The 14,512-nt window shown below is 60.6% G+C and carries 15 protein-coding genes; 5 read left to right on the top strand and 10 right to left on the bottom strand.

Annotated features, from left to right (window positions below; all coding sequences use genetic code 11):
* The first annotated feature begins 110 nt into the window (after positions 1–110).
* Positions 111–581 (top strand): DUF1289 domain-containing protein, encoded by a 471-nt coding sequence (locus J9870_RS17040; protein ID WP_210639163.1) that lies wholly within the window; start codon positions 111–113, stop codon positions 579–581.
* Between the two features lie 108 nt (positions 582–689).
* Here J9870_RS17040 and J9870_RS17035 read toward each other — a convergent pair whose 3' ends face one another.
* Positions 690–1,553, bottom strand: coding sequence for a universal stress protein (locus J9870_RS17035; RefSeq protein WP_210639162.1), 864 nt, complete (start codon positions 1,551–1,553; stop codon positions 690–692).
* 159 nt (positions 1,554–1,712) lie between these two features.
* Between J9870_RS17035 and miaE the strand changes: the two genes are divergently transcribed.
* Positions 1,713–2,318: a tRNA isopentenyl-2-thiomethyl-A-37 hydroxylase MiaE gene (miaE, locus tag J9870_RS17030; protein ID WP_210639161.1), complete on the top strand. Its 606-nt coding sequence runs from the start codon at positions 1,713–1,715 to the stop codon at positions 2,316–2,318.
* 135 nt (positions 2,319–2,453) lie between these two features.
* Here miaE and J9870_RS17025 read toward each other — a convergent pair whose 3' ends face one another.
* The 3 genes from J9870_RS17025 to J9870_RS17015 all read right to left on the bottom strand — a co-directional run bounded on the left by J9870_RS17025 (position 2,454) and on the right by J9870_RS17015 (position 4,855).
* Positions 2,454–2,942, bottom strand: a complete 489-nt coding sequence (locus tag J9870_RS17025; RefSeq protein WP_210639160.1) for a GFA family protein — start codon at positions 2,940–2,942, stop codon at positions 2,454–2,456.
* Between the two features lie 189 nt (positions 2,943–3,131).
* A complete protein-coding gene (locus J9870_RS17020; protein WP_210639159.1) occupies positions 3,132–3,749 on the bottom strand; it encodes a DNA-3-methyladenine glycosylase in 618 nt (205 codons plus the stop codon).
* A gap of 23 nt (positions 3,750–3,772) precedes the next feature.
* On the bottom strand, positions 3,773–4,855 hold the full coding sequence (locus tag J9870_RS17015; protein WP_210639158.1) for a trifunctional transcriptional activator/DNA repair protein Ada/methylated-DNA--[protein]-cysteine S-methyltransferase: 1,083 nt from the start codon (positions 4,853–4,855) through the stop codon (positions 3,773–3,775).
* A 145-nt stretch (positions 4,856–5,000) separates the two neighbouring features.
* On the opposite strand from J9870_RS17015, the gene J9870_RS17010 reads away from it, so the two are divergent.
* Positions 5,001–5,477: a hypothetical protein gene (locus J9870_RS17010; RefSeq protein ID WP_210639157.1), complete on the top strand. Its 477-nt coding sequence runs from the start codon at positions 5,001–5,003 to the stop codon at positions 5,475–5,477.
* Positions 5,478–5,556: 79 nt separating this feature from the next.
* Here J9870_RS17010 and J9870_RS17005 read toward each other — a convergent pair whose 3' ends face one another.
* Positions 5,557–7,011, bottom strand: a complete 1,455-nt coding sequence (locus J9870_RS17005; RefSeq protein WP_210639156.1) for a TrkH family potassium uptake protein — start codon at positions 7,009–7,011, stop codon at positions 5,557–5,559.
* A gap of 143 nt (positions 7,012–7,154) precedes the next feature.
* On the opposite strand from J9870_RS17005, the gene J9870_RS17000 reads away from it, so the two are divergent.
* A complete protein-coding gene (locus tag J9870_RS17000; protein WP_210639155.1) occupies positions 7,155–7,742 on the top strand; it encodes a LysE family translocator in 588 nt (195 codons plus the stop codon).
* A gap of 29 nt (positions 7,743–7,771) precedes the next feature.
* Here the strand turns inward: J9870_RS17000 and J9870_RS16995 are convergent, their stop codons facing one another.
* Positions 7,772–8,596, bottom strand: a complete 825-nt coding sequence (locus J9870_RS16995; protein ID WP_210639154.1) for an AraC family transcriptional regulator — start codon at positions 8,594–8,596, stop codon at positions 7,772–7,774.
* Between the two features lie 136 nt (positions 8,597–8,732).
* On the opposite strand from J9870_RS16995, the gene J9870_RS16990 reads away from it, so the two are divergent.
* Positions 8,733–9,695, top strand: a complete 963-nt coding sequence (locus J9870_RS16990; protein WP_210639153.1) for a sensor domain-containing diguanylate cyclase — start codon at positions 8,733–8,735, stop codon at positions 9,693–9,695.
* Positions 9,696–9,991: 296 nt separating this feature from the next.
* Here J9870_RS16990 and fabI read toward each other — a convergent pair whose 3' ends face one another.
* The 4 genes from fabI to J9870_RS16970 are packed head-to-tail and all read right to left on the bottom strand — an operon-like array spanning position 9,992 to position 14,512.
* Complete coding sequence (gene fabI / locus J9870_RS16985) at positions 9,992–10,786, bottom strand: enoyl-ACP reductase FabI (RefSeq protein ID WP_135845057.1); 795 nt, start codon at positions 10,784–10,786, stop codon at positions 9,992–9,994.
* Positions 10,787–10,805: 19 nt separating this feature from the next.
* Positions 10,806–12,416 carry an ABC transporter ATP-binding protein gene (locus tag J9870_RS16980; RefSeq protein WP_210639152.1) on the bottom strand — a complete coding sequence of 537 codons (1,611 nt, stop codon included), beginning with the start codon at positions 12,414–12,416 and terminating at the stop codon, positions 10,806–10,808.
* 1 nt (position 12,417) lies between these two features.
* Positions 12,418–13,437 carry an ABC transporter permease gene (locus J9870_RS16975; RefSeq protein WP_135845059.1) on the bottom strand — a complete coding sequence of 340 codons (1,020 nt, stop codon included), beginning with the start codon at positions 13,435–13,437 and terminating at the stop codon, positions 12,418–12,420.
* Position 13,438: 1 nt separating this feature from the next.
* The gene (locus J9870_RS16970) at positions 13,439–14,512 is read right to left on the bottom strand and encodes a microcin C ABC transporter permease YejB (protein WP_210639151.1); all 1,074 of its coding nucleotides are present in this window, start codon (positions 14,510–14,512) and stop codon (positions 13,439–13,441) included.

The following is a 14,512-nucleotide window of genomic DNA, read 5'->3' as shown; positions in this document are numbered from 1 at the left end:
CGGCAAAAAAAAATTAAAGGTAAGTTGGACTATGAAGTTTGAAGGGGTGATCAATCTTAGACAAAGGGCTAACATGCCGGCCTGTCCTGCTTTTGCGTGCGTTTTTCCTTATGCCCAACCAGCTCATCAAGACCCCCTGTGTCGGCCTCTGCTCCACTGTCTACGGTGACCTGGTGTGCCGTGGCTGCAAGCGGTTCCACCATGAAGTGATTCACTGGAACGGCTACAACGAGGAGGAGAAACGCGCGGTGTGGATGCGTCTGGAGCAACTGTTGGTCCAGGTGATGGTGGCCAAGTTGGAGGTTTTCGACCCCGGATTGCTGCGCCAGCAATTGGAGGCACGCAAGATCCGCTTTGTGCCGCATCAGTCGCAATATTGCTGGGCGTATCAGTTGATCGCCCGGGGCGCGCGGGTGATCAACAACCTGGAAGCCTACGGTATGGTGCTGATGCCGGAATTCCGCGACTGGGAACTGCCTGACCTGCGGGACGCCATTGATCGGGAATTTTTCCTCCTGTCCGAAGCCCATTACCAGCGCTACATCGCGCCGGGGTTCCTGAAGGATGCGATTGGCGGCTGAGCTTTAAAGGCATCGCGAGCAAGCTTGCCCCACACAGGGCTCGGAAACCCACAGATTTCCTGTGGGAGCGAGCTTGCTCGCGATGGCGATTCTGAGGAGAACGAAGCCTCAATCCTTGACCGCCAACTCCACCAGGTGATCCTCGACTTCCTGCGGCTTGAGCACCAGCACGTCGCTTTCCAGCGTATCGAGCACTGCTTCGGCGGTATTGCCGATCAGGACTCCAGACAACCCCGAGCGAGCCACGGTGCCGATCACTGTCACCGCCGCCTGCAGCTTGCGCGCCATATATGGAATCAGGACGTCCGCCGGACCTTCTTCGATGTGCAGGTGTTGGTCGTCGATGTCGAACTCAGCCTGGAACGCCTGGCATTGTTCGCGGTACTTGGCCTCGATGGTTTCCTTGAGCTGGAACGTCGGGTCGGCGGACGAGAGCATTGGCGTGGGGTGGGCACTGATCACGTGCAGGTGTCCCTTGGCCAGGATGGCAATGTCGTAGCCGTGATCGATGATGGTGTTGTGCAGGTGACGGTGCTCGCCATCGGTATTGCCGACGTCGACGGCCGCCAGAATCACCTTGTCTTTCCAGGAGCCGGCGGTTTTCACCAGCAGCACCGGGGTCGGGCAATGACGTAGCAGTTTCCAGTCCGCCGGGGTGAGCAGGGCTTTTTTCAGCGGGCTGTCGGGAAAATGTTGCTTGATCACCAGGCCGCAACCTTCGGCTTGCTGCACGTCGATGATGGTTTCGTACAGGCTTTCGTTCCAGGCCTGTTCGGTGGTGACACTGTAGCCGTCCGCCAGCAGCGCGGCCTTCAGCACGCTGAGCATGCCGGCATGGTCATGCTTTTTGTCACACACCAGCAGATGCAGGTGGGCCTGGGTGACACCGGCAATCAGCTTGGCGCGCTTGAGCGCCAGGCTTTCCGAGTGTTCGGGGTCGATGACCACCAGGATGCTGCGAATGGCTTGCATGATCGGCGTCTCCAGCAATGAAAAGGCATGGCGTTGCTCAACTATAGTTGTTGTGGCTCAGTCGTCGACTTGATGCATATCAACGGCGGTGACTGGTGGTCTGGGGGCAGGCCGGTATAATCGGCGCCCTTCGCTCGACTACCTTTTCCCGTGAGCCCCATGATCCTTCCCGAAATTCACGAATTCCTTGGTTGCCGCACCCCTGATGCCTGGGTCCAGGCCGCGCTGGCCGACCAGGAAACGTTGCTGATCGACCACAAGAACTGCGAATTCAAGGCCGCCAGTACTGCCCTGAGCCTGATCGCCAAGTACCACTCCCACGTCGACCTGATCAACTTGATGTCGCGCCTGGCCCGGGAAGAACTGGTGCATCACGAGCAGGTCATGCGCCTGATGAAAAAGCGCAAGATCGGCTTGCGCCAGCTCTCCGCCGGGCGCTACGCCTCAGGGCTGCGCAAGGTGGTACGCAGCCATGAGCCGGTCAAACTGGTGGATACCCTGGTGGTCGGGGCGTTCATCGAGGCCCGCAGCTGCGAGCGTTTCGAGGCCTTGGTACCGCATCTGGATGAAGAGCTGGGTAAATTCTATTTCGGTTTGCTGAAAAGCGAGGCCCGGCATTTCCAGGGTTACCTGAAGCTGGCCTACCAATATGGCGACGCCAAGGACATTGCCCAGGTGATCGACAAGGTGCGTGACGCTGAGCGCGAGCTGATCGAATCGCCGGATGTGGAGTTTCGGTTCCACAGTGGTGTGCCGACGACATAGGGTTGTTTGGCCTGACGCCATCGCGAGCAGGCTCGTTCCCACATCTGATCTTCAGTGTTCACAAGTAATGTGTACACAGAAAATCCCCTGTGGGAGCGAGCTTGCTCGCGATAGGGCCTTCTGCAGCGCCGCCTCTTAAACGGTCAGACCCAGGCGCTCATGCCACTGGGCAATGGACTCCTCGGGGTAGACCTCGAACTGTTGATCCCCTGGATGCGCCTCGACTTCCACCCACGGCGCCTTGGAGCCGAGCATCAGGTGAGTGTGCTCCGGCGCTACCGGCAACGGTGTGTCGATGGCTGAGGCGAAAGGGTGGATCAGCTCCGGCCATTCAGGGCTGAACAACCATAGCCCCGAGCCGCAGAGGGAACAGAAATGCCGTTCGGCGCTGCTGCGGTGGGCGCGTTTATCCCCTTCATCCTTGAGCCGTGCATGGTAGATCGAGATGTGCTTGCGACCGCGTACCCGCAGGCTCCGGGCGTCGCCCCCCAGGTTGATGGCAAAACCGCCGCCGCCCTGGGTCTTGCGACAGATCGAGCAGTAGCAGCGCTGATAAGGGTAGGGGTGGGCACTGTCGAGGCTGAACGACACCGCGCCGCAGTGGCAGGATCCTTCTAGCTGCATGAGAACCTCCAATGGGGGATTGGAATGACTCTGGACAGCCTAGACGGTCGGTGTTTCTGGGCCGTTGAATTTATGCTGAATGTACGGACGCCATCGCGAGCAGGCTCGCTCCCACAAGTGATTTTTTATGTGCAGATTATTTGTGGCCACTGAAGATCGAAATGCGCGAGCGATGAACGATGACACGGTCTAGCGGCCAGGCACCCGCCACAAATACCACGCCGCTACCGTCCGATAAGGGCTCCACGCCAGTCCAGTCTCAACCATCTGCTTGCGGCTGGGCTGCTGTGCCAACCCCTTGAGCCGTCGATAGCCTTCGCGCACCCCAAAATCATCGCCCGGCAGGATGTCCGGTCGCTCCAGGCTGTAGATCAGCAGCATCTCCACGGTCCAGCGGCCGACGCCGCGCAAGGCGATCAGGCGCTCGATCAACGCTTCATCCTCCATGGCCAGTGCCGTGGCGTAATCCGGTACCACCCCATCCAACGCCGCTTGGGCGATGCCTTGTATGGTCGCAATCTTGCTGGCCGAGAACCCGCAGCCTCTGATTTGCGCAGCGTCCGTCGCCAGAAGCTGCTCAGGCCTGGGGAAGGTCTGCGCCGGGAACAACGCCAGCAGCCGACCAAGAATCGCATCGCCGGCCTTGGCGTGCAGTTGCTGGTAGGCAATCGCCCGCACCAGAGCTTCATAGGGATCGCGGGCCGGTTTGGGCTGTAACAGGCAAGGACCGGTCGCCTCGACATGGCGTCGCCAGTCCTCATCCAGGCTTGCCAGAAAGGCGCTTGCTGCTTGATAGGGCACAGGCATCAGTCGTTCATTCTCCAGGCCGATCAAAACGCCAGCGGCAGGGAAACCTGTACCGCGGCTTTTTCCAGCCGCAGCAGAAATGCCTTGCGCGGTTGTCCGCCACCATAGCCGGTCAACGAACCGTCCGCACCGATCACCCGGTGGCAGGGGATGACGATGGCCAGGCGATTCTGCCCGTTGGCCAGACCCACCGCACGGCTGGCGCCAGGGCTGCCCAGGGCTGCGGCGATGCCGCCATAGCTGCGGGTTTCGCCGTAGGGGATTCTTTGCAGTTCAGCCCAGACCCGTACGGCAAAGGCGCTGCCGGGCATGTGCAGCGGGACGTTGAATGCCGTGAGCTTACCGGCGAAATACTCGGCCAGTTGGGTTTCGATCTGTTGCAAATGAGCGTTGTGGCCCGGCACGACGGTGTAGCCGTAGCGTTGCTGCAGCTCTTGCAATTCCTTGGTCAGCGCCGGGCGATCGAGGAACTCCAGCAGTACCAGGCCGCGCCGCTCGGCCATGGCCAGCATGGGGCCTAATGGCGTGGTCAGGCGGGTGAACAGCAAGGGTTCGCTGAGGGCCGCGCGGCCTGGCGTGATGTGGAAGGATTTGACGAAGGCGTCACGAAAACCGCTCAGTGATTCATAACCGGAATCGAACGCGGCATTGTCGATGGAGGCCCCTTCCTTGATACCGCCCAGGGCGATTCCCAAGCGTCGGGTCCGCAGATACGCATGGAAGGTCATGCCGAAATGCTGCTTGAACCAGCGTCGCAGTTTCAGTGGTTCGATGCCTTGTTCCTGCAACCGGGCGTCGGTCCAGCGCAGGTCAGGTTCGGCGTCCACGGCCTTGAGCAGGGCCTGGATCCAGTCCGGCGCGATGGCTGCGGCATCCAGCGGCTTGCAGCGCAGGCAGGCCCGATAGCCGGCTGATAGGGCTTCGTCGGCGTGGGCAAAGAACTCAACGTTCTCTGGTTTCGGTTTGCGCGCTGTGCAACTGGGGCGACAGAAAATGCCGGTGGTCTTGACCGCAGTGAAGAACACCCCCTCGTAGGCGGTGTCTCGTTCGAGCATGGCGCGGACCATCTCGGCATGGGGCGGGAGCAGCGAGTCATGTAGGTTCATGGCGCTGAGCATAGAACCGTGCCGGAGGCGACTCCACCGAAAAATCGACAGTGAATTTCCGTTCACTTGGTCGGACGGTCACGAACAAAAGTTGAACCCCCGAGTCTTAAAGGTTCAACCGTTGTTTTTGTCTTTCGGAGACATCATGTCCAAGCATAAGAAACCCCTGATCGCCCTCGCTGTCTGTGCCCTGATGCTGGGTGCCTCGGCCTTGCTGCCCGCCGACCTGTCGCCAATCGGTGCGAGCTACGCCGCCGGTGGTGGCAATGGTGGCGGTGGCGGCAACGGTGGTGGAAACGGCGGCGGTAATGGTGGTGGCCACGGTGGAGGCGTTGGCGGTGGACAGGGCAGTGGCAAGTCCAGCGATTCCAGCGGCCTTGGCAAAGGATTGAGCAGCGACCACACCGGCACCCGCACCCGTGATCATGGCCTGAGCGGCAAGCACACCGGTACCACCCGCACCGACCGAACCAGCAAGGCTTCGCTCACCTCGAGCATCGCCAAGGACCGTGATACTCGCGGCTTGACCAAGGCCTCCGCTATTTCCACTGCGACACCGGGTACGCATAACACCAAGGGGCTGACCAACGCGACCAGCTCTTCGACCAAGAACGACCGCTGATCGTTTGAAAAAAAGCCGCGACGCCTGTTCAGGGCGTTGCGGCTTTTTTATTTTTTCTGCTTCGCATTACCCGAAGGGTTCAATACTTCCAGAACACTGGCGTGAACAACACCAGGACGGTCAGGATTTCCAGTCGGCCCAGCAGCATGCCAATGGTCAGCAGCCATTTGGCCGCATCCGGCAACGTCGAGAAGTTACCGGCTGGCCCGATGATGGCGCCCAGTCCGGGCCCCACGTTGCACACGGCGGTGGCCGCGCCGGTCAAGGCTGTTGTCCAGTCCAGGCCGATCAGCGCCAGCCCCAGGGCGATAGCGCCGATGGTGATGGTGAAGAAAAACGAAAACGTCAGCAGTGAGCGGACGATTTCTTCATCGATGGGATGATTGTTGTATTTTTTCTGGATCACCGCCCGGGGATGGATCAGCTGTTTCAAACTACCCATCAACAACGTGCCGGCCACCTGGAAGCGGAAGATCTTCAGTCCGCCGGCCGTCGATCCCGAGCAACCGCCGACGAACGTCAAATAGAAAAACAGTAGCAAGGCAAAACTGCCCCAAAGCGTGTAGTCCCCCAGCGCGACGCCCGTGGTGGTGACCACCGACGTCACGTTGACCGCCACGATACGGACCGCGTCCCACCAGGTGTTGTCGCTGTTCAGGCTCAGCCAAGTCCCCACCACGAGCCAGGTGATGACCAGGAATCCAACGAACCCCCTGACTTGTTGGTCCTTGAGCAACGCGCGGGTGTTGCCGCGCAAGGTGGCGACATACAAGGTGAAAGGTAACGAGCCGGCCATCATGACGACCACCGATACCCAGTGAATGGCCGGTTGGGGCCAGTGCCCCAGGGAAGCGTCCGAGGTGGAAAAGCCGCCCGTGGAAATCAGTGACATCGCATGATTGATCGCTTCGAAGGGCGTCATGCCGGCCAGCCACAAGGCCAGGGTGGCGAGGGCGGTCAACCCGACATAGATCCACAGAATGTAGTTTGCCGCGACATGGGAACGTGGTGTGACTTTCTCCGACCAGTCCGACGATTCGGTCTGGAACAGTCGCATGCCGCCGACCCGCAGCAGCGGCAGGATCGCCACCGCCATGCCGATGAAGCCGATCCCGCCGAGCCAGTGCAACATCGAGCGCCAGATCAACAGGCCTGGGGAGGCATTGTCCAAACCGGTGAGGATGGTCGAGCCGGTGGTGGTGATGCCGGACATGGTCTCGAAAAAGGCATCGGTGTAGCTGATGTGCTGGATGAACACCATGGGCAGGGCCGCGAAGCTGCAGACGATGACCCAACTGGCGGTGGTCAGCAGGTACATATCCCGCGGGCGCATCTGGGTGTGTGCAGGCCTACCGCGAGCCACCAGCGCGATGCCGCAGACAAAGGTGATCAGGCTCGACCACAAGAACGCCGACAGGTCATCGTTGCGTTCGTACATCACCAGCGTCAAAAGTGGGATTGCCATGCTGGCGGCCAGGGTGATCAGGAAAATACCGAGGATGAAACCGATGAACCGCACTACCGCAATGGACATAGAACACGCCTGAATGAATGAGCCGCACAGTATTGTTTTTGTGGTGGGCTGATGGGTAGCCCCCTTAGGCAGTTTTGTTCAATACCGCCCGCGATTGGCAATTTATCTTGATCGCCACCTCACAGATATGAAGAAGGTATGCGATGAGTCTGATTCTTTCCATGGCGGCGTTTGCCCTGGTCGCCTCCATCACGCCGGGGCCGGTCAACATCGTGGCCCTCAGTTCCGGGGCCCGGTACGGCTTTCGCGCCACTTTGCACCATGTGACCGGCGCGACGCTGGGCTTTGTCTTGTTGCTGGTGCTGATGGGGCTTGGGTTGCATGAAGTGCTACAACGCTGGCCTGGGCTCACGCGGGTGGTGCAACTGGGTGGCGTGGGGTTTCTGTTGTTCATGGCCTGGAAACTGGCGATGGACAATGGGCATTTGGGCGGCGCGGACGAGGGGCGGGCACCCTCGATGTTCTATGGCGCACTGATGCAGTGGCTCAACCCCAAGGCCTGGCTGGCCTGCGTGGCGGGCATGGGTGCGTTCGTGGCGGATGGCGAGGCACGGCTGGTGTGGCAGTTTGCGGCAATCTACCTGGTGATTTGCTACGTCTCGGTGGGCTGCTGGGCCTACGCCGGCAGCTTCTTGCGCAGCTGGCTGGGCAATCCGGCGACCATGCGCCTGTTCAACCGGACGATGGCGGTGTTGCTGGTGGCTAGTGCGGTGTATTTGCTGCTGCCTTGAGTCACGAGCCACAGAAGTGCGGGGCCGTGTCAGCCCCGATACTGACCCGGCGTAGCCGCCAGGTGCTGCTTGAAGGCCCGTTGGAAATGCGCCTGGTCGGCAAACCCGCTGTCCAGCGCCACATCGGCAATCAGCTTGCCTTCGCGCAATTGCCGGCGGGCGAACTGGATTCGGCGGTTGACCAGGAAGGCATGGGGCGTCATTCCGTAATGGTGCTTGAAGGCGCGGCTCAGGTAAGACGGTGAGAGTTGCGCGGCGGCGCAGATGTCGTCGAGCTTCAGCGCCTCGGTGCAATGGTCGTGGATAAACTGCGCCGCTCGCATCAGTCCCGGATGGCTACCGCGGTCCGGTCGGCCGGCGGGGTTAAGCCGTTGTTGCAGGTCAGTGAAGAACGCCTCGACGGCAGCGCGCTTGTGATCGGTATCGAGCTGTTCATCCACCAGTTGCGCATACAGCCCTTGCAGGCCCTTAAACAGCTCGATATCGCGACTGTGGGTGGTCGCGAAACCCTGGAAGTCCAGGGTCTCGTCAAAGCCGATACGGCGCTGCAAATCTCTTAGCCACTGGGTGTCGACGTACAGCATCACATACGACCATGGCTCATCGTCGATCGGGTTGCACGCATGGACATCACCGGGGTTCATCAGCACGACCGTGCCGCTCTGCACCTGGAAATTCGACCGTTCGTGAATATAAGTGCTGCGCCCGGCGGTGATGGCCCCGATGGAAAAATGGTCGTGGGAGTGGCGTGAATAACAGACCTTACGCCCATCGGCGATGGCCCGGGCTTCGATGAAGGGCAGGGCTGCGTCACGCCAGAAACGTGGGGCGGCGTCATGGGTGGCAGGCTTCATCGGTCAGCGTCCTCGTTTGAACCTGTGAAGCAGTGTATTAGCCCGAGCCGGTAAATGCCCGTTTGATTTGGTCATTGGGTTTGAAGGGGGGTGGGCGTGGACTAGACTTCAGAAAGTCCCGCCAACGGAGTTCCCGATGCTCGCGCCAGGTAAACCGGACAACGAAGCTGCTCGCCTGAAAAACCTGCGGTCGCTCAAGCTGCTCGACACCGCGCCCGAGGAGCGATTTGATCGTCTGACTCGCCTTGCCCGGCGTCTGTTCGATGTGCCCATTGCGCTGGTATCCCTGGTGGATGCCAACCGACAGTGGTTCAAATCCAATGTCGGCATGGACGCCAGTGAAACCTCGCGGGAGATTTCTTTCTGCGGACACGCGATTTTGCAAGATCAGATCATGGAAATCTGCGATGCGGAGCAGGACGAGCGCTTTCGCGATAACCCGTTGGTCACGGCCAAGCCAGGCATCCGCTTCTACGCCGGGTACCCGCTGGGGATGGACGATGGCAGCATGCTTGGCACGTTGTGCCTGCTCGACACCCGGCCGCGCAAGCTCAATGACGAGGAGCGCGAGCTGCTGCGCGACCTGGCGCGCATGGCCGAGCAGGAAATGATCGCGGTGCAGATGGCGAGCATGGACGAACTGACGCTGCTGTCCAATCGGCGCGGCTTCAAGATGCTGGCCCAGCATGCGTTGAGCGTTTGCGAGCGGCTATCCCGCCCGGCGACGCTGCTGTTCTTCGATCTCGATGACTTCAAATCCATCAACGACCGCTTCGGGCACGCCGAGGGCGATTCTGCGCTGAAGACCTTCGCCGACGTGTTGCGTATCGCCTTTCGCGAGAGTGATGTGATCGGCCGTTTGGGCGGCGATGAGTTCGTGGCGTTGCTCACCGGCTCTTCCCATGTCGAGACCTCGGCAATCATGGCGCGCCTCAAGGAAATCCTCGATGAGCGCAATGCGATGCTGCGGCGCGGCTATGACATCCACTTCAGCGTGGGTCAGATCGAATACGACCCGCAGCGTCATCAGTCGATCGATAGTCTGCTGGTCGAAGCGGATGCGGCCATGTATGCACAGAAACAGGCGCTGCGCCGCTGATAAAGTGGCTTATCCAACATCAATGCAACTGACCCGCCGCCATCGCGAGCAAGCTCAGCTCCCACAGGGATTTGTTGTGAATGCAGGGACCTGTGAACACCGCTGAACAATGTGGGAGCGAGCTTGCTCGCGATGACGGCGGCACATTCAACATAAATGCAGACTGATCTACCGCCATCGCGAGCAAGCTCGCTCCTACAGGATATTTCGGGGTAATCAGACAATCAGCCATCAAAAACGCCGCTTGCCCTTTCCAGGACAAGCGGCGTTTTTACGCACGGGCGCGGGGGTGAAGATTACTCTTCGATATTGCCCATGGCCGTGGTGTTGAAACCACCGTCCACGTACATGATTTCACCGCTGATGCCCGATGCCAGGTCCGAGCACAGGAACGCGCCGGCGTTGCCGACTTCGTCGATGGTGACGTTACGACGCAGCGGGGTTTGCGCTTCGTTGGCGGCCAGCATTTTGCGGAAGTTCTTGATGCCGGAAGCGGCGAGGGTGCGGATCGGGCCAGCCGACACGGCGTTGACACGGGTGCCTTCCGGGCCCAGGGAACCGGCCAGGTAACGCACGCCGGCTTCCAGGGAAGCCTTGGCCATGCCCATGACGTTGTAGTTCGGCATGGTGCGCTCGGCGCCCAGGTAGGACAGGGTCAGCAGGCTGCCATTGCGGCCTTTCATCATTTCGCGACCGGCCTTGGCCAGGGCGACGAAGCTGTAGGCGCTGATGTCGTGGGCAATGCGGAAACCTTCGCGGGTGGTGGCCTCGGTGAAGTCGCCGTCCAACTGGTCGCCCGGGGCAAAGCCCACGGAGTGCACGATGCAGTCCAGGCCGTCCCACTTCTTGCTCAGTTCTTCGAAGACCTTGGCGATTTCTTCATCGCTGGCCACGTCGCACGGGAAGCACAGTTCCGGGCTCGAGCCCCAGCCTTGTGCGAACTCTTCGACACGACCCTTGAGTTTGTCGTTCTGATAAGTGAAGGCAAGCTCAGCGCCCTCGCGATGCATGGCGGCGGCGATGCCGGATGCGATGGACAGCTTGCTGGCGACACCGACGATCAGTACGCGCTTACCGGCGAGAAAACCCATGTGTTGCTCCTCTTTCAGGTTATTCGGCAGTTGTTGGGGCCAGGAAGGCGGCCTCCAGCAACTGCTGTGTATAGGGGTGTTGCGGCGCGGCGAATATGCTGCGGGCATCACCTTGTTCGACCACTTGGCCATGCTTGACCACCATCAATTGGTGGCTCAGCGCTTTGACGACAGCCAGGTCATGGCTGATAAACAGGTACGTCAGGTTGTACTTGGTTTGCAGCGACCGTAACAGCTCCACCACCTGGCGTTGTACGGTACGGTCCAGGGCCGACGTCGGTTCATCCAGCAGAATCAACGCCGGCTTGAGCACCAGGGCCCGGGCAATGGCGATACGCTGGCGTTGGCCCCCGGAAAATTCATGGGGGTAGCGGTTCCGGGTCTCCGGATCCAGGCCTACCTCCTTCAATGCCGCGATTATCGCTTGTTCCTGTTCGGCTGCGGTGCCGATCTTGTGGATCCGCAAGCCTTCGCCGACGATCTGGCTTACACACATCCGTGGACTGAGGCTGCCAAACGGGTCCTGAAACACCACTTGCATCTCGCGCCGCAGCGGCCGGACCTGTTGCTGCGTCAGGCTATCGAGCTGTTTGCCTTCAAAGCGGATCCCGCCCTGGCTGCCGATCAACCGCAAAATCGCCAATCCCAACGTGGACTTGCCGGAACCGCTTTCGCCAACGATGCCCAGGGTCTGGCCCTGAGGCAGGCTGAAGCGAATACCGTCCACGGCTTTAATGTAATCCACCGTGCGTTTGAACAGGCCTTTCTTGATCGGGAACCAGACTTTGAGGTCCTCGACCTGCAGCAGCGGCGGGCCGACAGCGTTGGTCGCCGGGATGCCGCTGGGCTCGGCGGCCAGCAGTTCCCGAGTGTACGGATGCTGCGGTGCGCGAAACAGCTCTGCGCACGATGCCTGTTCGACGATGCAACCGCGCTGCATGACACATACGCGATGGGCAATTCTTCGCACCAGGTTCAAATCGTGGCTGATCAGTAGCAGCGACATGCCCAGTCGCGCCTGCAGTTGCTTGAGCAGTTCGAGGATTTTCAACTGGACGGTGACGTCCAGTGCCGTGGTCGGTTCATCGGCAATCAGCAGTTCCGGCTCGTTGGCCAGGGCCATGGCGATCATTACCCGTTGGCGCTGGCCACCGGACAATTCATGGGGCAGGGCCTTGAGACGCTTGTGCGGTTCGGGAATGCCCACCAGCTCCAGCAACTCGAGGGTCCGGCGGGTCGCGACCTTGCCGGTCAGGCCCTTGTGAATGCCAAGCACTTCATTGATCTGTTTTTCAATGGAGTGCAACGGGTTGAGGGACGTCATCGGCTCCTGGAAGATCATCGCGATCCGGTTTCCGCGGATATGGCGAATGGTTTTTTCTTTCAGGCCCAGCAGATCCTGCCCGGCGTATTGGATAGTCCCGGTCGGGTGGTGGGCCAGCGGGTAGGGCAGCAAGCGCAGGATCGAGTGGGCGGTCACCGACTTGCCCGAGCCGCTTTCGCCCACCAGGGCCAGGGTTTCACCACGCTTGATATCGAAGCTGACGCCCTCGACCACCCGCTGTCGGCGTTCGCCGACAATGAACTCCACTGACAGGTCGCGTACTTCGATCAGATTGTCCTGGTTCATTTCACTTCCTCGGATCGAAGGCATCGCGAGCGGACTCGCCGATGAACACCAGCAGGCTCAGCATCAGGGCCAGCACCGCGAACGCGCTGATGCCCAGCCACGGCGCCTGCAGGTTGGATTTGCCCTGGGCCACCAGCTCGCCCAGGGACGGCGCGCCAGGCGGAAGACCGAAACCGAGGAAATCCAGGGCAGTGAGGGTGCCGATGGCGCCAGTGAGGATGAACGGCATGAAGGTCATGGTCGAGACCATGGCATTGGGCAGGATGTGGCGGAACATGATCGCGCCGTTCTGCATGCCCAACGCCCGCGCGGCGCGCACATACTCCAGGTTGCGCCCGCGCAGGAACTCGGCGCGGACCACGTCCACCAGGCTCATCCACGAGAACAGCAGCATGATGCCCAGCAGCCACCAGAAGTTCGGCTGGACGAAACTGGCCAGGATGATCAGCAGGTACAGCACCGGCAGCCCGGACCAGATCTCCAGGAACCGCTGGCCGGCCAGGTCGACCCAGCCGCCGTAGAAGCCCTGCAAGGCACCGGCGATCACGCCGATGATCGAGCTGAGCAGTGTCAGGGTCAGGGCGAACAGCACCGAGATGCGGAAGCCGTAGATCACTCGGGCCAATACGTCGCGGCCCTGGTCGTCGGTGCCCAGCCAGTTCATGGCCGAGGGCGGTGCCGGGGCCGGGACTTTCAGGTCGTAATTGATGCTCTGGTAGCTGAACGGAATCGGTGCCCACAGCACCCAGGCGTCCTTGGCGGCCAGCAGTTCACGAATGTACGGGCTCTTGTAGTTGGCTTCCAGGGGGAATTCGCCGCCGAAGGTGGTTTCCGGGTAGCGCTTGAGGGCCGGGAAGTACCAACCATCGTCGTAATGCACCACCAGCGGCTTGTCGTTGGCGATCAGTTCGGCACCCAGGCTCAGGACGAACAGCACCAGGAACAGCCACAGCGACCACCAGCCGCGCTTGTTGGCCTTGAACAGTTCGAAGCGGCGACGATTGAGAGGGGACAGGTTCATCTCAATGCTCCCGGCTTTCGAAGTCGATGCGTGGATCGACAAAGGTGTAGGTCAGGTCGCCGATCAGTTTCACCACCAGCCCCAGCAGGGTGAAGATGAACAGCGTGCCAAATACCACCGGGTAGTCACGGTTGATGGCTGCTTCGAAACTCATCAGCCCCAGGCCGTCGAGGGAGAAAATCACTTCCACCAGCAAGGAACCGGTGAAGAAAATCCCGATGAACGCCGACGGGAACCCCGCGATCACCAGCAACATGGCATTGCGGAACACGTGGCCATAGAGCACGCGGTGGCGGGTCAGGCCCTTGGCCTTGGCCGTGACCACGTATTGCTTGTTGATTTCGTCGAGGAAGCTGTTCTTGGTCAGCAGGGTCATGGTGGCGAAGTTGCCGATTACCAAGGCGGTCACGGGCAGGGCCAGGTGCCAGAAGTAATCGAGGATCTTGCCACCCATGCTCAGTTCGTCGAAGTTGTTGGAGGTCAGCCCGCGCAACGGGAACCAGTCGAAATAGCTGCCGCCGGCAAACACCACGATCAGCAGAATGGCGAACAGAAAGGAGGGGATCGCGTAACCGACAATGATCGCCGAACTGGTCCATACGTCAAAATGGCTGCCGTGCCGGGTTGCCTTGGCGATCCCCAGCGGGATCGACACCAGGTACATGATCAGTGTGCTCCACAGCCCAAGGGAAATGGACACCGGCATCTTTTCCTTGATCAGGTCGATGACCTTGGCGTCGCGGAAGAAGCTGTCGCCGAAGTCCAGGTGGGCGTAGTTCTTGATCATGATCCACAGGCGCTCGGGGGCCGACTTGTCGAAGCCGTACATGCGCTCGATTTCCTTGACCAGCCCAGGGTCCAGGCCCTGGGCGCCGCGATAGGAGGAGCCGGCCACCGACACTTCGGCACCACCGCCGGCAATACGGCTGGTGGCGCCTTCAAAACCCTCGAGCTTGGCGATCATCTGCTCCACCGGCCCGCCGGGCGCGGCCTGGATGATGAGGAAGTTGATCAACAGGATGCCGAACAGGGTCGGGATGATCAGCAGCAGTCGCCTGAATATGTAAGCCAGCAT

It is taken from the genome of Pseudomonas sp. Tri1, from assembly GCF_017968885.1.
Classification (GTDB): Bacteria; Pseudomonadota; Gammaproteobacteria; order Pseudomonadales; family Pseudomonadaceae; genus Aquipseudomonas.
This window is presented reverse-complemented; position numbering and strand designations above follow the sequence as displayed.